The following is a 24,267-nucleotide window of genomic DNA, read 5'->3' as shown; positions in this document are numbered from 1 at the left end:
GTCGATGAGCAAGATCACCGAGGGCGCCCCGGCGCCGGATTTTGAGCTGGAGAGCGCGGGCGGGCCGATCCGGCTTGGGGATTTCGCGGGCCGGACCTTGGTGGTCTTTTTCTATCCGAAGGACGACACCACCGGCTGCACCACCGAGGCCAAGGACTTCAGCGCGCTGGCGGGCGAATTCGCCAAGGCGGGGATCGCGGTTGTCGGCGTCTCCAAGGACAGCCTCAGGAGCCACGAGAAGTTCGCCGCCAAACACGGCCTGACCGTCCAGCTGGGCTCCGATCCCTCCGGGGCGATGGTCGAGGCGTTCGAGAGCTGGGTCGAGAAGAGCCTCTATGGCCGCCGCTATATGGGCATCGATCGCTCGACCTTCCTGATCGCCGATGGGGTGATCCGGCGCATCTGGCGCAAGGTGAAGGTGGCCGGCCATGCCCAGGCCGTGCTGGACGCCGCCAGGGCGCCTTAGGCCGTCCGCACCCCTGCGCGCAACCTGATCGGCGTTCAGGTTTCGTCAATAGACTGGGGAGCGGATTTATACACGTTACAGTTGCATAGACCTGCGGCGCAATGCGCCTTGCGCCGCCCGCAATTCTCATTGCATATCCCGCCTGTCCATGGGGCTGGGGGCCACGCGACGCATGACACGGCTGGCGCGCCTTCGCCGCTCAATCGAAGAGTTCTTCCCGGAACGCCATCTCTACGTCCGCTCGGGCGGGGAGATGAGGGGCTATGTCCTGACGCCCCGCAAGCAGATGGCGGTCGCCGCCTGCGTGTCGGCCGCGGCTCTTTGGATGGGCATTTCCAGCGCCGCCGTGCTGGTGGACGTGCTGTCGGCGTCCTCGGCCGACCGCGAGATCGCCAGGACCCAGGCCAAGTACGAACGCTGGATCGCCGACCGCCAGGCGCGGCTGAACTCCGCGGTGGCCGAGCTGAACGCCGGCGGGGCGACCAACGAGAGCCTGGCCTCCAGCATGGAGAAGCGGCACGCCGCGCTGGCCATGCTGCTCACCGACATGAAGGGCGCGCCCGGCGCGGCCGAGGCCCTGGCTCCGGCGATGGGCAAGGTGCTCGCCTCGACCGACAAGAACCCGGCCCACCGAATCGACCGGGTGCGCGCCAGCCAGGACCAGATTCTCGACGCGGCCGACAGCTTCGCCAAGAGCCGCGCGGACCGGGTGCGACTGGCGTTCCGGCTGGCCGGGCTGACGCCGGCGGCCTACATGCCCAAAGGCGGATCCTTAGGCGGCCCGCTGATCGACTCCAAGGACCCGCGCGCGCTCGCCGCCGTGCTCGACGTCGATGAGGATTTCGCCGACCGCATCCAGCACGCCGCCACCGACATGGGCGAGGCCCATGCCCTGGAACAGGCCGCCCAGAGCCTGCCGCTCGCCCGGCCGACATCGACGACGCCGCAGTCCAGCGGCTTCGGCGTCCGCTACGATCCGTTCACCAGCCGGCCGGCGTTCCACTCCGGCCTGGATTTCCCCGGCGGGATGATGACCCCGATCCATGCGACGGCGCCGGGCGTGATCTCGTTTACCGGCCTCCGCTCAGGCTACGGCCAGACGGTTGAGATCGACCACGGCCGCGGCTTCAAGACCCGCTACGCCCACTTGGCCAGCATCGCCGTGACGGTGGGCCAGCGGGTGGCCGTGGGCCAGCGGCTGGGCGGCATGGGCTCCACCGGCCGCTCCACCGGCACGCATCTGCACTATGAGGTGTGGGTCAACGGCCGGGCGCAGAATCCGGATCGTTTTGTCAGGGCAGGCGCCTATGTTCTCAAAGCCGGCTAGGACCCTCGCCAAGGGACCGGATAACGCCGAAGCGCCGGCGCGCAAAGCCATCGCCTGCTCGCTGATCGCCGAGAACGTCAGCCTGGATGGCGACCTGAAGAGCGACGGCGATGTGCAGCTCGACGGGGCGGTGCGCGGCGACCTGCATGTGGCGCATCTGACGCTTGGCGAGACCGGGCTGGTCGAGGGCTCCATCGTCGCCGAGGCGGTCGAGGTGCGCGGTCGCGTCACCGGCACGATCAGCGCCAAGGCCGTGCGGCTCTACGCCACCGCGCGGGTGGACGGCGACATCACCCACGCCCAGATCGCCATCGATGCGGGCGCCCATTTCGCCGGCCGCAGCGTGAAACTCGCCCTCCCCGTTCAGGAATCTTTGAGCCTGGCGACGGCGGCGGAGTAGGCGTCAGTCCGCCGCGCCGGCATCCCCCGTCACGCCGACCCGTTGGGCCAGCGCGGCGCCCATGAAGGCGTCGAGGTCGCCGTCGAGGACGCCCTGGGTGTCTGAGGTCTCCACGTCGGTGCGCAGGTCCTTGACCATCTGGTAGGGCTGCAGGACGTAGCTGCGAATCTGGTGACCCCAGCCGATGTCGGTCTTCTGGTCTTCCAGCGCCTGCTGCGCCGCCTCGCGCTTCTGCAACTCGAGTTCATAGAGCCGCGCGCGGAGCATCTTCCACGCCTCGTCGCGGTTCTGGTGCTGGGAGCGGCCGGCCTGGCAGGCGACCGCGACGCCGGTGGGGATGTGGGTCAGGCGCACGGCGCTATCGGTCTTGTTGATGTGCTGGCCGCCGGCACCGGAGGCCCGGTAGGTGTCGGTGCGCACGTCGGCCGGATTGATGTCGATGACGATGGCGTCGTCCACCACCGGATAGACCCAGACCGAGGCGAAGCTGGTGTGCCGCTTGGCGGCTGAATCGAATGGTGAGATGCGGACCAGCCGGTGGACCCCGCCCTCGGTCTTCAGCCAGCCATAGGCATTGGGCCCCTTGATCTGCAGGGTCGCCGACTTGATGCCGGCCTGGTCGCCGGAGGTTTCCTCCAGGAAATCGACGCTCATCCCGTGGGCGTTGGCCCAGCGGGTATACATCCGCATCAGCATGCCGGCCCAGTCGCAGGACTCGGTGCCGCCGGCCCCGGAGTTGATCTCGACAAAGGCGTCGTTGCCGTCGGCCTCTCCGGACAGCAGCGCCTCAAGCTCGGCGCGACCGGCGCGGTCCTTCAGGCCGCGCAGCTGGACGCGGGCTTCCTCCAGCGAGGCTTCGTCGCCCTCCTCGTCGGCCATTTCGGCATAGCCCAGGGCGTCGGCGAGATCGCGTTCCAGACCCTTGACGGCCTCGACCTGACCGGCCAGCCGCGAGCGTTCCCGCGTCAGAGCCTGAGCGGCGGCGGCGTCATCCCACAGTGTCGGGTCCTCGACGCGGGCGTTCAGTTCGTCGAGCTTGCGAAGCGCCGGTTCCCAGTCAAAGACGCCTCCTGAGCAGGTCGATCGACTGCTCGATGTCAGCCTTGGCGGCCTCGACATCCAATCTCATGGGACAATTCCTGGTGCAGTTCGCGGGCCGCGAGATAGCGCCCGCCTTCGGTTAGTACAAGCCGCTGACATCCTCGGGCGGTTTCTTCGGCGGGGGTGGCGGGGCGACGGCGGCCGCGGCGCTGGGGGCGCCGGTTAGGCCGTTCTTGAACACCGTGGCGTAGGGCTGCGGCCCGTCAGGCGCGACGACGTCCTCGGCGACATGCGGTTCGGTGCCCGGGCGGAAGGCTTCGCGGATGCCGCGGACCATGGCGAACTTGGCATTGGCCGGCGGCTTGAAGTCATCGGGCGGATAGCCCTTGTTGGCCTCGGTCATGAAGTCGATGAAGATCGGCACGGCGGCGACCGCCCCGGTCTCGCCGTGGCCAAGGCTGCGGTTGTCGTCGAAGCCGATGTAGATGCCGGCGACCAGTTGCGGGGTGAAGCCGACAAACCAGGCGGAGCGGAACTCATTGGTGGTGCCGGTCTTGCCCCCGGTGGGCCGGCCTAGCACCGAGGCGGCGGCGGCCGTGCCGCGCTGGACCACGCCCTGCAGCATGGAGGTGATCTGGTAGGCGGTGATCGGATCCCAGACCTGGGCGCCGGCGGCGGGGATCCGCGGGCTCTCGTCGCCATTGAAGCCGGCCGTGCAGCGGTTGCAGTCGCGCAGGTCGGCCCGGAAGATGGTCTTGCCCTCGCGATCCTGCACCATCTCGATCAGGTGCGGCTCGACCTTCTTGCCGCCGTTGACGAAGGCCGCGTAGGCCCCCGACAGCTTGAAAACCGTTGTCTCGCCGGCGCCCAGCGCCATGGCCAGCACTTTTTCCATGCTCTTGACCACACCCAGCCGTTCGGCGGCGGCGGCGATCTTGGTCATGCCGACCCCTTGCGCCAGGCGCACGGTCATGGCGTTGCGCGACAGCTCCAGGCCCTTGCGCAGCTGCAGCGGGCCGAAATAGTCGTGCTCATAATTTTCCGGCGTCCAGGCCTGGCCGTTGGCCCCGGTGAGCGTGATCGGGGCGTCCATGACGATGCTGGCGGGCGTGTAGCCGTTCTCCAGCGCGGTGGCGTAGACGATCGGCTTGAATGCCGAGCCCGGCTGGCGCAGCGCCTGGGTGGCGCGGTTGAAGCTGGACAACGAGAAGGAATAGCCGCCGACCATCGCCAGCACCCGACCCGAGTTCGGCTCCATGGCCACCAGGGCGCCGTTGACCGCCGGGATCTGTTTCAGCCGGAAGGCCGAGCCCTTGTCGGAGGGGGCCACGAAGATCAGGTCGCCGGAACCCAGCCCCTTGCCGGCCCGCGCCCAGGCGACGTCCTCGGGCGCCAGCACCCCGGCCTTGCCCTCGACGGTGCGGACATGCACGCCGCCGCCGACATCGGTGATCACCGCCTCGCGCCAGTCCGGCCGCTCCGCCGGGCGGGCCTGCGACCTGGCCAGCGCCTCCCAGCCCGCCAGTGTGGCGACATGGCCCCAGGCGCCGCGCCAGCCGTGGCGGCGATCATAGGCCTCCAGCCCTTTCATCAGCGCCGCCTTGGCCGCGGTCTGCAACCGCGGGTCCAGGGTGGTGCGCATGTAGTAGCCGCCCTCGTTGATCCGGGGCCCAAGCGTCGCCATCCCTCGACGGCGGACCTCCTCGACGAAATAATCGGCGTCGCGGTACTTGGCGCGGCTGGGTTCGGGCTGGACCTTCAGGTCCTCCAGCTTGGCGGCCTCCACCTGCGCGCGGCTGGCCCAGCCCAGGTCGGCCATCTGGTCGAGGATGAAGTTGCGCCGGTCCAGCGCATACTTCCGCCGGCGGATCGGGTGGTAGTTGTCGGGTCCCTTGGGCAGGGCCGCCAGGTAGGCGCACTCGGCCAGGTCCAGTTCGGTGATCGACTTGCCGAAATAGTTGTAGGCCGCCGCGCCGACGCCGTAGGAGCGGTAGCCCAGCCAGATCTCGTTCAGATAGAGTTCGAGGATCCGCTCCTTCGACAGGGTCTGTTCCAGCCGCCCGGCCAGCATCGCCTCCTTCAGCTTGCGACCGAGGGTGGCGTCGTTGGTGAGCAGCACGTTCTTGGCCACCTGCTGGGTGATGGTCGAACCACCCTCCATGCGCTTGCCATGGGCCAGGTTGATGACGTTCTTGGCCATGGCCCGGACGAGGCCCATGACATCGACGCCACCGTGCTTGAAGAAGTTATGATCCTCGGCGGCCAGGAACGCCTCGGCCAACTGCGGCGGGATCGAATCGTAAGGCACGAAGATCCGCCGCTCCCGGGAGAACTCGCCGATCAGGGTGCCGTCCCAGGCATAGGCCCGGGTCGCCGTCGGGGGGTGATAGTCGGCCAAGTCGCCGGCGTCGGGCATGTCGTGGAACAGCCAGGCGGCCCAGATGGCCACCGCGAACCCCGCGGCCGCGATCAGGCCAAGCACCGCCACCCCGGCCATCGCGACCCATCTTTCGCGGGGTAGATCCAACGGACTCACGGCCTCCAGAGGCGCCCCGCCCCAATGGTCTTGGGTCTAACCGGCTTCGGATGCGGCGCCAACGGTAGCTCGCCGTCGCAATCAACCCGAGCGGCAAAGCAAGACGAGGCTGCCGGCCCCCAGGATGACGCCACAGCCGGAAACCATGGCGGCCGCGCGGGTTCGCCCCGGTTGGGGGACTTGCCCCTCGCGGGTCAGGGCCTAGTGTTCCCGCTGGATTGTGGATGAACGCGATGAGCGACGCTGTCGGCCCTGGCGATCTGGTTCTCTGTGTCAACGCCGCCCCAAACCATGTCACGGGAAGGCCGGTGCCCCTCCAGGCCGGAGAGACCTACCGGGTCATCGGCGTCATGGACTTTGCCTGCCCCTGCGGACGTTCCGACGCCCTGCTCGACGTGGGCGTCGACTTCGCGTGGTGCCAGACGCGCTTCCGTCTCCTGCCAAAGCCCAAGGCCCAGACCAGAACGCGCCGCGTTTCGGCGCCCAAGGAGACGGAAACGGTTCGCTGAACGGCGGGACGACGGCGTCGGAGGCGGATCGCGCTCCACGCTGGGGAGGAGCTTTGAGCTACCGCGAGGCCAACCGGGTCGCTTCGGCGAAATAGTCGTCGATGGAATCGCCGACGGCGTTCATCAGGCGGGTGCGGCGGACGGGATCGCGCAGCAGCTCCTCGTCGTCGGGGTTGGAGACGAAGCCCATCTCCAGCAGCACGGCCGGCACGTCGGGCGCCAGCAGAACCATGAAACCGGCGTCGCGGTGGCTGCGGCGCAGCAGCGGCGTCCTGGCTTCCGCCTCAATGCGGGTGACCAGGGTCTGGGCGAAGGCGGCCGAGCGGTTCTTGGTGGTCCGCTGGGTCAGGTCGAACAGGATGTCCTGCACGCCGCGGTCGCCGGTCAGGCTGGCCTTCATGAACCAGTCGTCCTGTTTGACGAAGCGCACGGCGCGGTTCGAAGCCTTGTCTGACAGGGTGTAGACCGAGGCCCCGCGTAGGCTGGCGTCAGGGCCTGAGTCGGAGTGCAGCGAGATGAACAGGTCGGCGCCGGCGCTCTGGGCGATGCGGACGCGGCGGTCCAGCGGCACATAGCTGTCGTCGTCGCGGGTCAGCACCACGCGATAGCGGGACGCGCGTTCCAGCCGGGACTTGAGCGCCAGGGCGGCGGCGAGGTTGACGTCTTTCTCGAAGCCCAGGGCGCCGCTGGCGCCGGGATCGTGGCCGCCATGGCCGGGGTCGATGACGATGATTTTTTTCAGCGACACGCGTGTCGCCCGCACGGGCGCGATCTTTGGCCGAAGCTTGAGCGCTATCGGCATCGGCGCGGTCGACGAGGCAAGCTTCAGGCCGGCGGTGGGCAGGGCGGCCACGTCGATCACATAGCGGTAGTGGTCGATGCCGTCGGCCGGCGGCAACAGGAACCGGCCGCGCACCTTGGCCTCGGCGGTCAGCTCGAGCACCAGTCGCGCGCCGCCGGTGGTCTGGTCGACGCTCCAGGACCGCACCAGCCCCTGGCCCGCGCCCTGCAGGCCGCCCAGGGCGGAGACGCCGGCCAGGATCACCACGGCGTGGCCGTCGGAACCGTCGGACACCAGCTTACCGCTGGCGGCCTGGTCGAGGTCCATGACGATGCGGGTCGCCTGGGAGTCGCCACCCAGCCGGACCTTGAGCAGTCCGGCGGCGGAGGCCGCGGCCCGGGTCATCGAGACGGCGGTGAGGGCGCAAGCCAGAACGGCCGCGGCAACGGCCGCGCCCCTTCGACTCCGCATCCAGCTCCGCACCCCGGCCTGCATGACGCCTCTAAACCCCGCGCCGGTCGCTATGGCCGACACCGCCCAAGACCCATATACGCGCGGCCGGGGTAGACAAACGGTTAACCGGATCTTGCCGCCCGCACATTCCGGGTACGGCTTTCCTTTTGCGGTCCGCTGTTGCAAAGTCCCGCCGCGCGCCAATCCGCCTCCCGCGTCAAGCGAGGGCAAGGGTTCGCGCGAACCAAACCCGCGTCAGCTGACCGTATTCCCGGCAAGCGACGCTCTATCCGATCCGCGTCACTCGACGCGCCTGGGAACACACCCGATGGGCAGCGCTGCTCAAAATCATTCGCGGGCCACGTCACGGCCCCAAGCCTCCCGAGACGCCATGCGTGGCGCTCCCGCGGGTGGCGCGCGCGCCCGTCCCACAAACAACCGGCTGCGCCTGGACCTAGCGTCCAGGGCGCGCCGCGGAGACAGATCCAATGCCCAAGAACATGTTGATCGATGCAGCCCACGCCGAAGAGACGCGTGTGGTGGTGGTCGACGGATCGCGCGTTGAAGAGTTCGACTTCGAAAGCGCCAACCGCAAGCAGCTGAGAGGCAATATCTACCTGGCGAAGGTGACGCGCGTTGAGCCGTCGCTGCAGGCGGCCTTCATCGAGTATGGCGGCAACCGCCATGGCTTCCTGGCCTTCAACGAAATCCACCCCGACTACTATCAGATCCCGGTCGCCGACCGCGAAGCGCTGATGCGCGAAGAGGCTGACGACGAGGACGAACATCACGAGCCCCGCGGCCGCCGCGGCGCGGCCGGCGCCGAGGCGACCTCCGAGGACGAGGACGAGGACCCCGAAGTCGCCTCCGAGGACGACGACGACGTGATGGAAGAAGAGGTCGCGCGGCGTCGCCGGCGCCTGATGCGCAAGTACAAGATCCAGGAAGTGATCCGCCGCCGGCAGATCATGCTGGTGCAGGTCGTCAAGGAAGAGCGCGGCAACAAGGGCGCGGCGCTCACCACCTATCTGTCGCTGGCCGGCCGCTATGGCGTGTTGATGCCCAACACCGCGCGCGGCGGCGGCATCAGCCGCAAGATCGAAGCCGCCACCGATCGCCGGCGCCTGAAGGGCGTGGTCCAGAGCCTGGACGTGCCGCAGGGCATGGGCCTGATCGTGCGGACTGCCGGCGCCAAGCGCACCAAGGCCGAGCTGAAGCGGGACTATGACTATCTGCTGCGGCTGTGGGAGAACATCCGCGAGACCACCCTGCACTCGATCGCCCCGGCGCGGATCTACGAGGAAGAGGATCTGGTCAAGCGGGCGATCCGCGACCTCTACGACAAGGACATCGACGGGGTGTTCGTCGAGGGCGCGGCGGGCTTCAAGGAAGCGCGCGATTTCATGCGCATGCTGATGCCCAGCCAAGCCAAGAAGGTGCAGCTCTACACCGAGCCGACCCCGCTTTTCGTCAAGCACCGGGTCGAGGACCACCTGAGCCAGATCTATTCGCCGGTCGTGCCGCTGCGCTCGGGCGGCTATCTGGTGATCAACCAGACCGAGGCCCTGGTCGCGGTGGATGTGAACTCCGGCAAGTCCACCCGCGAGCGAAACATCGAGGCCACGGCGCTCAAGACCAATATGGAGGCCGCCGAGGAAACCGCCCGGCAGCTGCGGCTGCGCGACCTGGCCGGCCTGATCGTCATCGACTTCATCGACATGGACGAGTCGAAGAACAACCGCACGGTCGAGAAGATCCTCAAGGACTGCCTGAAGGACGACCGGGCGCGCGTGCAGATGGGCAAGATCTCGCCCTTCGGCCTGATGGAGATCAGCCGCCAGCGCCGCCGGACCGGGGTGCTGGAAGGCACCACCCACGTCTGCGAGCACTGCGCGGGAACCGGCCGGGTGCGCTCGGTGGAATCCAGCGCCCTGGCGGCGCTGCGGACCCTGGAGCTCGAGGCGCTGAAGGGTGGCGGCGAGGTCACGCTGAAGACGCCCCGCGCCGTGGGCCTGTACATCCTCAACGAGAAGCGCGCGCACCTGGCGCGCCTGCAGCAGACGCTGGGCCTGTTCGTCACCGTGATGATCGATGACGAGATCGCCCACGCCGACTGCCAGATCGAACGCACGTCGATGGAGACCCGGCCGGACCATGTTGCGGTGGCCGCCCCCGCGGTGGCCTACGAGCCGATGGTCGATGACGGCTATGACGACGAAGCCTTCGAGGACGAGGACGAGGAAGACGCAGAAGACGAGATTGCCATCGAGCGGGAAGACACCGACGATGACGCGCCGCGGGCCGCCGCCCGCGCGCCCCGGGATGAGGAGGAGAGCCGCGAGGACGGCGATGGCCGCAACCGGGGTCGCCGACGCCGCCGGCGCGGGCGCCGCGACGGCGAGCCGCGCGAGCCGCGCGAGGCCACTGACGCTCAGGCCGCCGCGCCCCGCGCCGCCGACGCGCCGCGCAACGATGACCTGGATGGCGATGGCCGCCGCCGGCGGCGTGGTCGCCGAGGTGGCCGGCGGATGCGCGACGACGGGCGGCCCACCGACCCCTTCGCCTGGACGCGGCCCTGGGTGCCGTATGGGGATGATCCCTTCGTCTGGTTCGACCCGTCGGAAGACATCAAGGCGCCGCCCGCCCCCAGCCCCGCCCTTGCCAACGACGGGCGCGAGACGCCGCGCGCCGCGGCTCAGGTCGTCGCGCCGGCGCCGGACGCCAGAGCGGCGGACGGCGGTTCCACCGACGAGATCTGGGTCGAACTTCCCGCCAGCGAGGATCGCCCCAAGCGCGCCCGTCGCGGACGCGGTCGCGGCCGAGGGGGAGATGCGCCGGTCGCCGAGGTTGCTCGCGAGCTGCAAATCGAGGCGCCGATCGTGACGCCCGAACCGGTGATCGAGCGTGTCGAGGCTGTTGAACCCGCCATGGCCGACGCGCCGCCGGCCAAGAAGCCGCGCGCCAGCCGGGCAAAGGCCAAGCCGGCCGTCGAGGCGGTCGAGCCCGAAGCGCCGGCCGTGGCGGTGGTCCCGGCCGAGCCGGCTCCGGCTCCGGCGCCTGTTCCCGTCCCCATCCCCGTCGTCGCCGCGCGCGAGCCGGATCCGGCGGAAATCTCCACCCCGCCCGCCGCCCCGCGCAAAGGCTGGTGGCGGCGCGGGTGACGGGTTAGGCTCAAGACGATCCGGGGGGCGCGGTTTAGAGGCTTGAACATGGCGTCCCCTGCCCGTCCGGTTTCCCGCATCACGCTCGCCGCGACCCTGGCTCTCAGCCTCGTGCTGCGGCCAGGAATCGTCGCCGCCCAGAGCCAGCCGGGCGAATCCCTGATTCGCGACACCGAGATCGAGGAGATTCTGCACAAGGACGCCGAGCCGATCTTCCGCGCCGCGGGGATCGACCCCAAGGGCGTTCAGGTGATCATCATCGGCTCGACGGAGCTCAACGCCTTCGCCGCCCCGAAGGTGATGGCGGTCTATACCGGCCTGATCCTGCGGACCAAAACCCCCAACGAACTGCAGGGCGTCATGGCCCACGAGGTGGGTCACCTGGCCGCCGGCCACAGTTTCCGCTCGGGCGACATGCAGCGCGCCGGGATGGTGCCGATGATCCTGACCATGGGCCTCGGCGTGCTGGCCGCGCTGGCCGGGTCCGGCGACGCGGCGGCGGGTCTCGTGATCAGCGCCCCCTATTTCGGTACGCTGGGGGCCATCGGCTACACCCGCGAACAGGAAAGCCGCGCGGACCAGGCGGGCGCCACCCTGCTGGAACGCGCGGGCCTCTCAGGGCGCGGTCTGGCGGAGTTCTTCGACAACTTCCGCTATCAGGAGGTGTTCGCCGAATACCGCCGCTACAAATATTTCATCGACCACCCGCTTTCGTCGGACCGGATCGAGGCCCTGCAGCTGCGGGTCGCGGCCCTGCCGCATTTCAAGGAGGTCGACAGCCCCCAGGCGCTGGCCGAGCACGAGGTGATGAAAGCCAAGCTCGACGGCTTCATCAATCCGCAGCTCGCGATCACGAAATATGCGGAGGACGACAAGGGCTATCCCGCCCGCTACGCCCGGGCGATCGCCTACTATCAGCTGAAAGAGCCGGACAAGGCGCTGAAACGGGTGGACGCCCTGTTGGCGGACCAGCCGGACAATCCCTACCTCTGGGAGCTCAAGGGCCAGATCCTCTTCGAGTTCGGGCGTCAGGCCGAGGCGGAGGCGCCGCAACGCCGGTCGGTGGCGCTGAAGCCCGACGCGCCCCTGCTGAGGATCAACCTGGGCCAGACGCTGATCGCCCTCGACGACAACAAGAAGGTGGTCGAGGGTATCGGAGAGTTGCGCAAGGCGCTCATCCAGGAAGAGGACAACGCGGTCGCCTGGCGGCTGTTGGCGGAGGCCTATGACAAGCGCGGCGAGGACGGGCTCGCCCGGCTGGCCACAGCCGAATACCGCTACAATATCGGCGATATGAAACAGGCCCGGGTGTTCGCCATGCGCGCCCGCGAGCGGCTGGTGAAGGACACGCCGGAGTGGCGCCGCGCCACCGACATCGTGCTGGTCTCCAAGCCAAGCCGCGAAGACCTGCGCGACCTGGCCAAGGAGGGCTCCATCGGCGGGAGCCAGCTTCACTGAGGCTTCGCAAGGCGACCGCGCGCGGCTATGTCCCTGGCATGACCCCAGCGTTCCGCATCCTGGCCGGCCTGGCCGCCGCGCTGACCCTGTGCGCCTGCCAGAAGACGCCGGACGCCGCCTTTGGCCAGAAGGTGCGCGCCTATCTGATGGCCCACCCGGAGGTGATCCGCGAGGCGGCGGTGAAGCTGAACGAGCGCGACCGGCTGGCGGCGCAGAAGGCCTCCACCGAATCCCTCGACAGATATCGCCAGCAGCTGGAGCGCGATCCGCGCGACTTCGTGGCCAATCCGGGGGGCCGGATCACGGTGGTGGAGTTCTTCGATTACCGCTGCGGCTACTGCAAGCTCGCGGCGCCCGAGGTGTTGAAGCTGATCGAAGAGAACCCCGACGTGCGGTTCGTGTTCAAGGAATTCCCGATCTTCGGCGCGGTCTCCGACACGGCCGCGAAGCTGGCGCTGACCCCGGCGGCCAAGGCCAAGGGGCTGGATCTCTACCGCGGCTGGATGACCGAGAAGGCGCTCGATGACGCGGCGCTGGATCGCCGGATGACCGCCCTCGGCATCGATCCGGTCGCCACGCGCGCCGCCGCCCAGGCCCCGCAGATCGCCCGCCAACTCCTCGACACCCGTACCCTCGCCAGCGCGTTGAAGATCGAGGGCACCCCGGCCTTCATCGTCGGGGAGACCATGATTCCAGGGGCTGACATGGCGGCGCTTCGAGCCGCCATCGCTGCGGCCAAGGCCGGTCCGGCGAAGACGCGGAGCTAGCAGATGGCTGAGAAGGTTCTGGTGATCGGCGCGGGCATGGCCGGCCTGTGGACGGCGCTCGCGCTCGCGCCCGGCGACCGCGAGGTGGTGCTGCTGGAGCGCGATCCGCCCCCGCCGCAGGGCGGGCCGGACGAGGCCTTCGAGACCTGGAACCGGCGCGGCGTTGGCCACCTGCGCCACAGCCATGCGTTCCTGGCGCGCCTGCGCCTGCTGATCCGCGACCAGCACCCGCAGCTGCTGGCCGAATTGCTTGCGGCGGGCTGCCGGGACCTGGGGTTCGAGGGCGGGCTGAGCGAGAGTCAGAAACGCACCTATGTCCCCCTGCCGATCGACGCCGATCTGGCGGTGCTGACCAGCCGGCGGACAACCTTTGAACTGGTCATGCGACGCTATGTCGAACGGCAGGCCAACCTCAGTATCCGCTCGGGCGTCTTCGTGAAGGAGCTGCAGGTCACGCCGGGCACCGTTCCGACGGTCACCGGGGTGATCATCGAGGATGTCGACGGCCTGCACACGCTGAGCGCCGACATCGTCGTCGACGCTGGTGGCCGGACCTCCAGCGCCGTCGAACAACTGCGCGAGGCCGGCGTTGCGATCCCCGAGGAGTCCGAGGACTGCGGCATCCTCTACTACACCCGGCACTATCGGCTGAACCCCGGCGCGCCGGAACCCGAGCGGGGCAAGGCGCCGCTGACCGGCGACCTGGAATACCTCAAATTCGGGGTGTTTCCGGGCGACAACGGCTGTTTCTCGATCACCCTCTGCGTGCCGGACATCGAGGAAGAACTTCGCAAGACGATCGTCGGTCCGGCGGTGTTCGACGCGGTCTGCACCGCGTTGCCGGGCCTGGCGCCCTGGGTTGATCCGACGACGTCGACGGCGATCAGCAAGGTGTTCGGCATGGGCGACCTGCACAGCCGCTGGCGCGACATGGCGCCGGGCGGCAAGGCCGCGGTGCTGGGCTTCTTTCCGGTGGGCGACAGCCATGTGCGCACCAACCCCCTCTACGGCCGGGGCTGTTCGTTCGCCGCGGTGAGCGCGCATCTGCTGCGCGACGCGCTGAACCTGTTCAGCGACCCGGCGGCGCGGCTGGACGCCTACCAGCGCCGCGTCGAAGCCGAGCTTCGGCCCTACTATTCGGTGATGCGCGACGCTGACCGTTCGGCGATCCGGCGCGCCCGGCAGGCGCTGACCCCAGGCCATCGGCCGAGCCTGAAGAGCCGCATCGCCCGGCGGTTCATCGAGGATGGCGTGGCGGTGGCCGTGCGCTCCGACACCGACCTGTTGCGCGCGGCGCTGCGCGGGTTCCACATGCTGGAGGACCCGCAGGCCTGGCTGAAGCGTCCGGCCAACATCTCCAAGGTGCTGGGCTACTGGGCGCGCGGCCGCAAGGCCAACGCGGCGGCCTATCGGCCCAAGGGCGGGCCGGAACGCGCCGACATGCTGCGCGGCCTGGGATTGTCGCCGGAGCTCGATGTCGAGCGTGTGCTGGCGGGCGGAGTTCGCTGATGCGGACGCCGCTGCTGGCCGGCTTGCTTAGCCTGTCGATCGCGGGGGCGGCGGTCGCGGCCGGCGTGAGCCTGAAGCACGAGATGAAAAGGGTCGTTGAGCCGGCCTCGAACGCGCTGTTTGCCGTTGGCGGCGATGTGGACCCGGCCAACGGCCCTGACGCCGCCAAGGTCACCGAGGCCCGCTGGCAGGAGGGACTGATAGCCGCCCAGACGCTGACGAAGGTCGCCGCTCACCTCAACGGCGCGCAGCGAAAGGCCGGACCGGAATGGACGCAGGCCGCGGGCGACTTCGCCAGACTGGCGGCAGCGGCGGAAACAGCCGCCCAGGCCAAGGACGGCGCCGGCTTTTCGACAGCGGCCAACGCCCTGGCCGATACCTGCACGGCCTGTCACACCAAGTACAAGCCGAAGACCTAGTGGATTGATGGGGACGTAAGAGTCCTGGCCGGGATTCCCCAGGGCGTGCGTCGTGCGAGTCTGCCCGATGCGTGCCGGCCGCCGCGCCGGATGTCCGCCCTCCGGTGGGCAACCCAAGGCGGGGTTCGACCCTTCTCAGCCGTTCCTCGCGTCTGCTCTGACGGTCCCTAGATCACCATCAGATCGTGACCGACGATGATCTCTCCTTTGAAGATTCGCGCGGCTGCAGCGCGCCAAGCGGCGTCACTGACGCTCGCATCACCTGGGGCAAGGTGCGAGATCACCAGGGTCCTGACGCCGGCCTCCTGGGCTATCCGCCCAACTTCCTCCGCCGGCGAGTGGTCCGCGTGCATGTGAAGCATGGCGGTCTCGATCGAGGTGGGGAGGAGGCCCTGATGCTGCAGGCGGAGCTGCAACGCCTCGACCGCCGCGAAGTTGATCGCCTCGTGGACCAGCACGTCCGCACCCTTGGCCATCTGCGCCACCGCCTCCAGCGGGACGGTGTCGCCCGAGAAGGCGATCGAGCGGTCGTGGAAATCGAAGCGATAGCCGTAGGCCGGCGTCACGGGCGGATGCTGCACCAGCACCGAAGTCACCTTGACGTTCTCGTCCTGCATCACCGGTCCCGCGGTTGGAAGGTCACGGACTTCGATCATCTGCAGCGGCGGCCTCTGGAAGTCCTCGGCCCAGAAATCGATCGTCGCCTTCTGAGACCGCAAGAAGTCCTCGGTCATTTGCGCCAGCGGCGGCGGGCCAAAGGCGCGCACGCTCTGCAGCATGCCGCGGACCCAGCCGATCTCCAAGAACGGGCCGTACTCGATGTTGTGGTCGGGATGGTGGTGGGTGATGAAGATGCCGCGCACGGCCTTGAAGGCCGTGCCGGTGCGGGCGAACTGGTTCGTCAGCCCAAGCCCGCAGTCCAGCACATAGGCCGCGCCGTTACTGACCATAAGGTGCGAGGTCATGCGCCGCAGCTGACCGGGCGCGGGGCCGGCGCCCGTGCCCAGCAGAACCAGCTTGGTCCCTTGGGCGGCCTGTAAGGCGGCCCGCACTTGCGCCACCAGGGCGGCCTGTGCGTCCTCGGCTGTTGCACAGGTGTCTGCAGCCGTCGCGACCGACCCAGCTCCGACCGCCATCGTTGATCCGGCCGCGACGCTGGCCAGCAGTCCGCGGCGTGAAAGGCCGACCCCCGGGTTCTCCATGTCTCGCCCCCACTCGGCTCAGGTTGGCAAGCTGCGCCTGCAGTTAGGAGCTGTAAAGCCGGTGGCAACCAACGCCGCTTCAGGGGCGGCAAGCCAACGGCGACTCACCACCCTTCTGAGCCCTTCGGAACGTCTGCTAGTTGGCGAGGCTGCATTGCCCGCCCGACGCGGGCGACGGGCGACCTCATCGATTCCGAAGTTCGACCGCGCAGGCCATAGGCGCCCGCGAATTTCGGAATCGGGACACTAGCGCATTCGGCGGCTGCGCTGGCGCAACCGCCTCTCCTTCTTGATCGTCTTCCCCCGGCTTGTCCGGGGGACCCATGATCACCGTCATGGCGGGAGGGTGGCGGCGGCGGCGTGGATCGCGTGGTGGCCGCGGCGATCATGGGTGGCCCCCCGGGTCGCGTCGCTACGCGACCCGCCCGGGGCAGGCTCACGAGCCGGGCCAGGACGAGCTTTAGGGGGGGCAACTTGAGGGCCGGAGGCGTTAGATCAGGCCCGCGAGCGGCGAGGACGGGTCGGCGTACATCCGTCTGGGCATCCTGCCGGCGAGGTAGGCTTGCCGGCCGGCGATGACCGCGTGTTTCATGGCGCGCGCCATGCGAATCGGATCGCGGGCCTCGGCGATGGCGGTGTTCATCAGGACGGCGTCGCAACCCAGTTCCATGGCCAGCACGGCGTCCGACGCCGTGCCGACGCCGGCGTCAACCAGCACGGGCACACTCGACTGTTCGATGATCAGGCCGAGGTTGAGGAAATTCTGGATGCCCCGCCCGGACCCGATGGGCGCGGCGGCCGGCATGATCGCCGCGGCCCCGGCGTCCTCCAGCTTGCTCGCATAGACCGGGTCGTCGGTGCAGTAGACCATCACCTGGAACCCCTCGGCGATCAGCAGCTTCAGCGCCCGCAGCGTCTCTTCCATGTCGGGCAGCAGGTGTTTGGTGTTGGACAGCACCTCCAGCTTCACCAGGTCCCAGCCGCCGGCCTCGCGGGCCAGCCGCAGGGTGCGGACCGCGTCCTCGCCAGTGAAGCAGCCCGCGGTGTTGGGCAGGAAGGTGAAGCGGTCGGGTTTCACATGGTCGACCAGCATCGGCTGGCTGGGATCGGACAGGTTCACCCGGCGCAGCGCCACGGTGACGATCTCCGCGCCGGCGGCCTCGGCGGCCGCGGCGTTCTGGGCGTAGTCCTTGTATTTGCCGGTGCCGACGATCAGGCGCGAGGTGAAGGTGCGGCCGGCGACGCTCCAGGTGTCGGTCCCAGGTGCAGACCCGTCCATGTCAGCCGCCTCCGATGAAGTGCACGATCTCGATCCGGTCGCCGTCGGCGAGCGGGGTCCTTCCATAGGCCGAGCGCGGCACGATCTCCAGATTGCGCTCGACCGCCACCTTGCGAGCGTCAAGGCCCAACGCCACGACCAGCGCCGCCAGATCGGCCAGCGGCGGAAACGCGCGTGGCTCTCCGTTGACGGTCAGGTTCATGAACGCGGGCCTCCAGGTCGCCAAGCTTGTGACCCGCTGCCCTGACCGGTACAAGTCGGCGGAATCGACGGCGGAGCGCAATGTCGAAACCGATCTATGTGCTGAGCGGGCCCAATCTCAACCTCCTGGGCGTCCGCGAGCCGGAGATTTATGGCCAACAGACCCTGGACGACGTGCGCAGGCTCTGCGAGGCGCGCGCGGCGGCGCTCGGCTGGACGATCGTCTTCCGGCAGTCGAACCATGAGGGCGAGCTGATCGACTGGATCCAGGAAGCCCGAGACAAGGCCGCCGCCGTGGTGATCAATCCCGCCGGCTATGGCCACACCTCGGTGGCGCTGCTGGACGCGTTGAAGATGGTCGGGGTGCCGGTCATCGAGTGTCACCTGTCGAACCCTGCATCCCGCGAGACGTTTCGCCGTAAGACCTATGTGTCGCTGGCGGCGACCGGCGTCGTCTCCGGCTTCGGCGCCGCGAGTTATGAACTGGCGGTCGAGGCCGCCGCCGGCCTTTGCCGCCAGGCCTGAAGACCAAGAAGCGAAGGTATTTCCATGGCTAGCCCCCCCAAGGCCCCCGCCGACGACCCGATCGACGCGCGCCTGGTGCGCCGACTGGCCGACATCCTGACGGAGACCGGCCTTTCGGAGATCGAGGTCGAACACGCCGGCCTGAAGATCCGGGTCGCCAAGACCCTGACCGCGGCGCCGATGCAGATGATGCACGCCGCGCCGATGGCGGCGCCCGCGCCCGTGGCGGTCGCCCCTGGAGTCGCCGCGACTGACGCCCCGGCGCGCGCCAGCGGCGACGAGGTCAAGTCGCCGATGGTCGGCAGCGTCTATCTGCAACCCGAGCCCGGCGCGCCGAGCTTTGTCAGCATCGGCGACACCGTCGAGGCCGGCCAGACCCTGATGATCATCGAAGCCATGAAGACCATGAACCCGATCCCCGCCCCCAAGGCCGGCAGGATCGTGGCGATCCTGGTGGAGGATGGCCAGCCCGTGGAGTTCGGCGAGCCGCTCGCGGTCATCGGCTAGGGCGAGCGCCATGTTCGACAAGATCCTCATCGCCAACCGCGGCGAGATCGCCCTTCGCGTGCACCGCGCGTGCAAGGAAATGGGCATCTCCACCGTCGCCGTGCACTCCGAGGCCGACAGCGGCGCCATGTGGGTGAGACTGGCCGACGAGAGCGTCTGCATCGGCCCGCCGGCGGCGGCCAAGAGCTATCTGAACATCCCGGCGATCATCGCCGCGGCCGAGATCACCGGGGCTCAGGCGATCCATCCAGGCTATGGATTTCTGTCGGAAAACGCCCGCTTCGCCGAGATCGTCGAGGCCCACGGCTTCACCTTCATCGGGCCCAGGCCCGAGCACATCAAGCTGATGGGCGACAAGATCACCGCCAAGCAGGCGGTCAAGGCCGCCGGCATTCCCGTGGTGCCCGGCTCCGACGGCGCGGTGACCACCGAGGACGAGGCCATGGCGGCGGCGCTGGAAATCGGCTTTCCCGTGCTGATCAAGGCCGCGGCCGGCGGCGGCGGACGGGGAATGAAGGTGGCTCAGAGCGAGGCCGACCTGTACGAGGCGGTCTCGACGGCGCGCAGCGAGGCCAAGGCCGCGTTCGGCGACGACGCGGTCTATATGGAACGCTATCTGCAGACCCCCCGGCATATCGAGCTGCAGGTGATCGCGGATTCCTTCGGCAACGTCTGCCACCTGGGGGAACGCGACTGTTCGCTGCAGCGGCGCCACCAGAAGGTGCTGGAGGAAGCCCCCTCGCCGGCCATCGACGCGGCGACCCGCGCGCGCATCGGCAAGGTGGTGGTCGATGCGGTGAAGGCCATCGGCTATCTGGGCGTCGGCACCATCGAGTTCCTCTACGAGAACGGCGAGTTCTTCTTCATCGAGATGAACACCCGTCTGCAGGTGGAGCACCCGGTCACCGAGGCGATCACCGGCATCGACCTGGTGCGCGAGCAGATCCGCATCGCCGCCGGCCTGCCGCTGTCGTTCAGTCAGAAGGACGTGGTGTTCGAGGGCCACGCCATCGAGTGCCGGATCAATGCCGAGAACCCGAAGACCTTCGCCCCCTCCCCCGGCCTGGTCACCGACTTCCACGCGCCTGGCGGCCTGGGCGTGCGGCTGGATAGCGCGCTCTACGCCGGCTACACGATCCCGCCCTATTACGACTCGCTGATCGGCAAGCTGATCGTCCACGGCCGCGACCGCGACGAATGTATCGCGCGCCTCAACCGTTGCCTCGGCGAGATCGTGGTGGCCGGCATCGACACCAACATCCCGCTGTTCCAGGAGCTGATCCAGCAGCCGGACATCATCGCCGGGCGCTACAATATCCACTGGCTGGAGACCTGGATGAAGGCCCAGGCGGCGGCGGCCGCTTAGCGACGGACGGGCGGCATGGCGCAGTTCGACGCCCGCGACCTGCTCGACTGCTACGCCCGCGGCGTGTTCCCGATGGCCGACGCGCGGGAGGACGAGCGGGTCTTCCTGATCGACCCCGAGCGCCGCGGCGTGATCCCGTTGGAGGGGCTGCATGTGTCGCGCAGGCTGGCGCGGACGGTGCGGACGGAGCCGTTCGAGGTGCGCATCGACACGGCGTTCCGAGAGGTCGTGCGGCGCTGCGCCGAGGCCGGACCGGGGCGGATGGAGACCTGGATCAATCGCCCGATCGAGGCCCTCTATGTCGGCCTCCACGCCGAAGGGTTCGCCCATAGCGTCGAATGCTGGCAGGATGGTGAGCTGGTCGGCGGCCTCTATGGGGTTGCGCTGCACGGCGCGTTCTTCGGCGAAAGCATGTTCTCCCGGCAGCGTGACGCCTCGAAGGTGGCGCTGGTTCACCTGGTGGCGCGCCTGATCGCCGGCGGCTACCGGCTGCTCGACGCCCAGTTCATGACCGCGCACCTGACCCAGTTCGGGGCGCGGGAGATCTCACGGGCCGACTATCGGCGGCGCCTGGCCACAGCCCTGACCGTCCAGGCGAACTTTCAGCGCGCGGGCGCGGCGATGGGCGGCGCGGTGGCCCTGCAGATGATCAGCCAGGCGTCGTAGACCGGGTGTTCCAAGGGGTGCAGGCCGGGCGATGAAGCGTACATCCAGCCCTTGAAGACCTGGCGCGGCGCCAGCGACGGCTTGCCGGGTTGCGGCCGGGGCTGGGAGTCCACCGTCAGATAGGCGATGGAGTCGTCGATGGCCTCGTCGGGCGCCGAGCGTTCGCAGGCCTTGACCGTGAACACCAGACTTCCGAAGCGCACCGGGTGACCCACCGCGGCCTCGAATCGGACGCTCTCGGCGGTCACCTTGTCCAGCGCCTGCAGGACCGCGACGTCATAGCGCGCGCGGCGAACCGGGACGCCGGTGGGCTTGTCCTGTGTCTCGACCGGCGGCGCCGCGGCGACCTCCTTTTCGGAGATGGCCGGTACGGCGATAGGCGCGGGCGTCGGCACGCTGGCCGGCGGCGCCTCCTCAGCGGGCGGCGGGCCGGCGGGCTCCTCCGTCGGACCGGGTTGCGCGCGAACCAGGCTCGTCGTGGCGAGGAGGGCCAGGGCCGTGAGCCCAAGGGCGAGTTTGCGATAGGGCTTGAGGAACGCTTTGTAGGACACGAGCAGCGGCCTATTCCGGGGTCCAGGCCTCGTAGTCGCCGGTGGCCTTCTGGCGCTCGCCGCCGCGGGCCAGCGAGCCTTGCGGACGGCGCGCGTGGATGGTGCCGGTGAGGTTGGGCAGGTGCGCCTTCTCCCAGGGCTTGATGACGAAGGGCTCGACAGTCGGCGGCAGGGCGAAGGTGTGGTGCAGCCAGCCGTGCCAGTCCGGCGAGACCTTGGAGGCGTCGGCATAGCCCTGGTAGATCACCCAGCGCCGCAGGCGGCCGTCGAAGCTGTCGGAATTGTCCTTCGCCTCGAAATAGCGATTGCCCCGCTCATCCTGGCCGATGAACACGCCGCGGCGGCCGATGTGAAACCGCGCGCCGATCGTGGCGCCGTTCCACCAGGTGAAGATCGACTTCAGAACGTTGAGCACGGGGGGCTTCGTCTCTCAGGGCCAGGCTGGCGGGGCGGGAGCGCGCGCGGACTATAGGCGGGCGGATTTGGAGCGTCCAGCGTCGCGCCGGACGGAATTTTCGGCAAGATATTGGGGATGAAGTGACGGCTGACCACAACATCTATTGATCGGCGCGACGCCAGACGCCTACCCTGGCGGCCAGGGAGTCGGTTGATGGGTCGCGAAACATCGCGGACGAGGATCGAGGCGCGGAGGGTGGAGGTCGGGGGTCGGCTCACGGAGGCCAGAGCCCCGAGCCATTGGACGACCGCGCGGCTGGACGCCTGGATCGACTGGGCGGGCGGGGCGAGCGACCTCCCCGCCGCCATCGGCGAAATCGTGGAGGGCCTGACGGTCAAGGCCCAGGCCCGGGGGCTGGTGAAGGACGTCCGGGCGCGCACGCGATTCCGCGACGATCTGACCGAGGCCCTGCTGCAAGGCGTGATCGCCATCGGTCCCGCGCCCGCCGGTCAGGCCAGCCCGGTGATCGACAGCGCGGCGCCGGACATCGGCGCGGCGCTTTCCGACCTGGTCGCCGCGCACCGGGGCCGCGAGGCCGCGGCCTTCGCCGCCGCGGAATTCGGCCGCCGCCTGCAGGCGGTGATGGACGCGGTCCTGAGGTGCGAGGGCGATCCACGAGCCTGCGCCGACCCTGGCCAGAATCCCGGCCTGGCGCGCGCCGCCGAGACCGCTCGCGCGGCCGGCGCGCCGGACAGCCTGATCCTTGAGGCCATAGCCCTGGCGCGCGGCGGAGAGGACACCTGGGCCGTCGCGCCGCTGCCCTCGACCGACGGCGGTGTCCGGCTGGTGGTCGCGGGGGTCGCCGACGCAGGTGTCGCGCGGGCCGCGTGGGCGACCGGGGCCGTCGTACTGGCCTCGCGGCGGACGACCGCCGAGGGGATCGCCAGCGCCGCGGGTGCGGCGCGCGGCGGGGTCGACCTGATGGGCTTCTGGACCGCCGACGGGTTCGATGTGGAGGGTTTCGAGGCGACCGTCGCCCTGCTGGCGATGGCGCTCGCGGCGTCGGAGGGACCAGCCGTGATCGGCCTGGCCGGCCTTGGCGACTGGCTGGTGGCCCACGGCCTCGACTACGACAGCGACGCGGGCCGCGAGACCGCGCTCGCACTCTATCTGGCCGCGGCGCGGGCCATCGAGGGCGTCGGCCTGCCAGGCGGCCTGGCGCTTCTCCAGGACGCGGCGCTGGAACTGCGCCTGGGCGGAGGACGGCTGTCGGGCGATGCCTGGTGCGGTCCGGTGACCGTCGCCGAAACCGCCGACGGTGAACTGGTGCGGGTGCTGTCCGACGCCGCCGTGCGCGGGCTGGCGCTGGCCGGCGCCGATGCGGCCGAGGCCCAAGCCTGGCTGCTGGGGCGCAGGGATCTGGCCGACGCGCCGGGGGTCAACCCCGCCGCCCTGCTGGCCCGGGGCTTCACCGACCACGAACTCGATGCGGTGGAGGCCGCCCTGCCCGGCGCGCGGCGACTGCGCGACGCCTTCACGCCCGCGGTGATCGGCGACGGCTTCATCCGCGACGTCCTGGGCGCAAGCGACGCCGAGTTGGCCGATCCGGCGCTGGACATCCTCGGCCTGCTGGGATTCTCCGCCGCCGAGGTGGCCGCCGCCGAGGCCCATGTCCTGGGAGTCGGCAGCCTGAGCGCCGCGGCGTTCCTCGCCGGACCGACCCGCCACATCTTCCGCTCGGCCAACGACCTGGGTGCGGGGGCCGCGCTGGCGATGCTGCGGGCGCTGGAGCCGGCGCTTTCGGTTCCGCCGGTGGTGGAGGTCACCCTGCCGTGGGACGCCACGCCCGACCAGGCGCTGGCGGCGCTGAGCGGCATCGACGGGGCCGTTCGTCTGCGTCGCGCCGCCCCGCCGGCCGATCTGAAGCTGGAAATTCCCAGCCTGACAGAGCCTCGCGTCACCCGGGATGCCCCGCCCGAAGAGCGCATCGTCGAACGGGTGGTGGAGCGCGATCGCACCCGGCGCAAGCTGCCGGACCGGCGCAAGGGCTATATCCAGAAGGCGGCGGTCGGCGGTCACAAGGTCTATCTGCACACCGGCGAATACGACGACGGCGAGCTGGGCGAGATCTTCATCGACATGCACCAGCACGGCGCCGCCGTCCGCTCGCTGATGAACAATTTCGCCATCGCGATCTCGATTGGCCTGCAGTACGGCGTGCCGCTGGAGGAGTTCGTCGACGCCTTCGTGTTCACCCGGTTCGAGCCCGCCGGGCCGGTGACCGGCAACGACACGGTCCGTTCGGCGACCTCGATCCTGGACTACATCTTCCGCGAGCTGGGGGTATCCTATCTTGGCCGCGAGGACCTCTCCAGCGCCGATCCGGGTGAATTGAACGCCGATGGCCTGGGGCGCGGCAAGGCCGACGCGCTGGAGGCGGCGCCGTTCGAGGAAGGCGCGCCGCAGCCGGCGTCCCGGTTCATCTCGCGGGGGTTTTCCCGGGGCGCGGCGCCCGACAATCTGGTGTTCCTGCCGGTGGCGAGCCGCGTCATCGGCGCAACCAGACCGGAGGCCGCCGATGTCTGCGCCGCCTGTGGCGACGTGGCGGTGGTGCGCAAAGGCGCCTCGCTGATCTGCGAGACCTGCGGCGCCCGCGCAGGCCGCTTCGGAGAGGATCTCGGGGCCTGAAAAATCCCGTAACCCCTTAAGAATTACCGCGAATTAAGTGGCGCACCGCGACGTCCAA

22 protein-coding genes are annotated in these 24,267 nt (G+C 69.3%); 14 read left to right on the top strand and 8 right to left on the bottom strand.

All coding sequences use genetic code 11. The features are described from left to right. Positions 1-4: 4 nt before the first annotated feature. From RMN86_RS12915 to RMN86_RS12905, 3 genes are all read left to right on the top strand, one after another. The gene (locus RMN86_RS12915) at positions 5-466 is read left to right on the top strand and encodes a peroxiredoxin (RefSeq protein WP_309606255.1); all 462 of its coding nucleotides are present in this window, start codon (positions 5-7) and stop codon (positions 464-466) included. A gap of 172 nt (positions 467-638) precedes the next feature. Continuing rightward, the gene (locus tag RMN86_RS12910; RefSeq protein WP_309606254.1) at positions 639-1,793 is read left to right on the top strand and encodes a peptidoglycan DD-metalloendopeptidase family protein; all 1,155 of its coding nucleotides are present in this window, start codon (positions 639-641) and stop codon (positions 1,791-1,793) included. Continuing rightward, positions 1,774-2,193, top strand: coding sequence for a polymer-forming cytoskeletal protein (locus RMN86_RS12905; RefSeq protein ID WP_309606253.1), 420 nt, complete (start codon positions 1,774-1,776; stop codon positions 2,191-2,193). The genes RMN86_RS12910 and RMN86_RS12905 overlap by 20 nt, the downstream gene beginning before the upstream one ends. 3 nt (positions 2,194-2,196) lie before the next feature. Here the strand turns inward: RMN86_RS12905 and prfB are convergent. Together prfB and RMN86_RS12895 are read right to left on the bottom strand one after the other, a co-directional pair. After that, a protein-coding gene (gene prfB, locus RMN86_RS12900) for a peptide chain release factor 2 (protein WP_309606252.1) occupies positions 2,197-3,322 on the bottom strand; the annotation gives its coding sequence in 2 pieces (ribosomal slippage) (positions 2,197-3,252 and positions 3,254-3,322; 1,125 coding nt in all). Positions 3,323-3,373: 51 nt separating this feature from the next. After that, positions 3,374-5,731 carry a penicillin-binding protein 1A gene (locus tag RMN86_RS12895; protein ID WP_309606251.1) on the bottom strand — a complete coding sequence of 786 codons (2,358 nt, stop codon included), beginning with the start codon at positions 5,729-5,731 and terminating at the stop codon, positions 3,374-3,376. Between the two features lie 272 nt (positions 5,732-6,003). Here RMN86_RS12895 and RMN86_RS12890 point away from each other — a divergent pair, with 272 nt between their 5' ends. After that, on the top strand, positions 6,004-6,279 hold the full coding sequence (locus RMN86_RS12890) for a hypothetical protein (protein ID WP_309606250.1): 276 nt from the start codon (positions 6,004-6,006) through the stop codon (positions 6,277-6,279). Between the two features lie 58 nt (positions 6,280-6,337). Here RMN86_RS12890 and RMN86_RS12885 read toward each other — a convergent pair whose 3' ends face one another. After that, the gene (locus RMN86_RS12885) at positions 6,338-7,531 is read right to left on the bottom strand and encodes an N-acetylmuramoyl-L-alanine amidase (protein ID WP_309606249.1); all 1,194 of its coding nucleotides are present in this window, start codon (positions 7,529-7,531) and stop codon (positions 6,338-6,340) included. A 470-nt stretch (positions 7,532-8,001) separates the two neighbouring features. Between RMN86_RS12885 and RMN86_RS12880 the strand changes: the two genes are divergently transcribed. From RMN86_RS12880 to RMN86_RS12860, 5 genes are read left to right on the top strand one after another with little or no spacing between them, the layout of a single operon-like run. Then, positions 8,002-10,674, top strand: a complete 2,673-nt coding sequence (locus RMN86_RS12880) for a ribonuclease E/G (RefSeq protein ID WP_309606248.1) — start codon at positions 8,002-8,004, stop codon at positions 10,672-10,674. Positions 10,675-10,722: 48 nt separating this feature from the next. Next, the gene (locus RMN86_RS12875) at positions 10,723-12,132 is read left to right on the top strand and encodes a M48 family metalloprotease (RefSeq protein ID WP_309606247.1); all 1,410 of its coding nucleotides are present in this window, start codon (positions 10,723-10,725) and stop codon (positions 12,130-12,132) included. Between the two features lie 38 nt (positions 12,133-12,170). Beyond that, positions 12,171-12,899, top strand: coding sequence for a DsbA family protein (locus RMN86_RS12870; protein ID WP_309606246.1), 729 nt, complete (start codon positions 12,171-12,173; stop codon positions 12,897-12,899). 3 nt (positions 12,900-12,902) lie between these two features. Continuing rightward, positions 12,903-14,408, top strand: a complete 1,506-nt coding sequence (locus tag RMN86_RS12865) for an FAD-dependent oxidoreductase (RefSeq protein ID WP_309606245.1) — start codon at positions 12,903-12,905, stop codon at positions 14,406-14,408. After that, positions 14,408-14,827 carry a hypothetical protein gene (locus RMN86_RS12860; protein WP_309606244.1) on the top strand — a complete coding sequence of 140 codons (420 nt, stop codon included), beginning with the start codon at positions 14,408-14,410 and terminating at the stop codon, positions 14,825-14,827. The genes RMN86_RS12865 and RMN86_RS12860 overlap by 1 nt, the downstream gene beginning before the upstream one ends. Positions 14,828-14,994: 167 nt before the next feature. On the opposite strand, the gene RMN86_RS12855 is transcribed toward RMN86_RS12860, so the two are convergent. The 3 genes from RMN86_RS12855 to thiS form a co-directional block, all read right to left on the bottom strand. Then, positions 14,995-15,963 (bottom strand): MBL fold metallo-hydrolase, encoded by a 969-nt coding sequence (locus RMN86_RS12855; protein ID WP_309606243.1) that lies wholly within the window; start codon positions 15,961-15,963, stop codon positions 14,995-14,997. 556 nt (positions 15,964-16,519) lie between these two features. Then, positions 16,520-17,308 carry a thiazole synthase gene (locus RMN86_RS12850; protein WP_309606242.1) on the bottom strand — a complete coding sequence of 263 codons (789 nt, stop codon included), beginning with the start codon at positions 17,306-17,308 and terminating at the stop codon, positions 16,520-16,522. A gap of 1 nt (position 17,309) precedes the next feature. Continuing rightward, positions 17,310-17,510, bottom strand: coding sequence for a sulfur carrier protein ThiS (gene thiS / locus RMN86_RS12845; protein WP_309606241.1), 201 nt, complete (start codon positions 17,508-17,510; stop codon positions 17,310-17,312). Positions 17,511-17,590: 80 nt separating this feature from the next. Between thiS and aroQ the strand changes: the two genes are divergently transcribed. The 4 genes from aroQ to aat are packed head-to-tail and all read left to right on the top strand — an operon-like array spanning position 17,591 to position 20,573. Then, entirely contained in the window at positions 17,591-18,034 is a 444-nt protein-coding gene (gene aroQ, locus RMN86_RS12840) for a type II 3-dehydroquinate dehydratase (RefSeq protein ID WP_309606240.1), read from the top strand. Between the two features lie 24 nt (positions 18,035-18,058). Then, entirely contained in the window at positions 18,059-18,541 is a 483-nt protein-coding gene (gene accB, locus RMN86_RS12835) for an acetyl-CoA carboxylase biotin carboxyl carrier protein (RefSeq protein ID WP_309606239.1), read from the top strand. A gap of 10 nt (positions 18,542-18,551) precedes the next feature. After that, entirely contained in the window at positions 18,552-19,907 is a 1,356-nt protein-coding gene (gene accC / locus RMN86_RS12830; protein ID WP_309606238.1) for an acetyl-CoA carboxylase biotin carboxylase subunit, read from the top strand. Positions 19,908-19,922: 15 nt separating this feature from the next. Beyond that, the gene (gene aat, locus RMN86_RS12825) at positions 19,923-20,573 is read left to right on the top strand and encodes a leucyl/phenylalanyl-tRNA--protein transferase (protein ID WP_309606237.1); all 651 of its coding nucleotides are present in this window, start codon (positions 19,923-19,925) and stop codon (positions 20,571-20,573) included. On the opposite strand, the gene RMN86_RS12820 is transcribed toward aat, so the two are convergent. Both RMN86_RS12820 and RMN86_RS12815 read right to left on the bottom strand, forming a co-directional pair. Next, positions 20,510-21,124, bottom strand: coding sequence for a DUF2155 domain-containing protein (locus tag RMN86_RS12820; protein WP_309606236.1), 615 nt, complete (start codon positions 21,122-21,124; stop codon positions 20,510-20,512). The genes aat and RMN86_RS12820 overlap by 64 nt on opposite strands. Positions 21,125-21,134: 10 nt before the next feature. Further along, a complete protein-coding gene (locus RMN86_RS12815; RefSeq protein WP_309606235.1) occupies positions 21,135-21,539 on the bottom strand; it encodes an NADH:ubiquinone oxidoreductase subunit NDUFA12 in 405 nt (134 codons plus the stop codon). A 195-nt stretch (positions 21,540-21,734) separates the two neighbouring features. Here RMN86_RS12815 and RMN86_RS12810 point away from each other — a divergent pair, with 195 nt between their 5' ends. Continuing rightward, positions 21,735-24,209 (top strand): ribonucleotide reductase, encoded by a 2,475-nt coding sequence (locus RMN86_RS12810; protein WP_309606234.1) that lies wholly within the window; start codon positions 21,735-21,737, stop codon positions 24,207-24,209. The last annotated feature ends 58 nt before the right edge of the window (positions 24,210-24,267 follow it).

It is taken from the genome of Phenylobacterium sp. (assembly GCF_031360265.1).
GTDB lineage: Bacteria > Pseudomonadota > Alphaproteobacteria > Caulobacterales > Caulobacteraceae > Phenylobacterium.
Note: the sequence above shows the minus strand (reverse complement) of the source record. Positions and strands in the feature narration are given on the sequence as shown.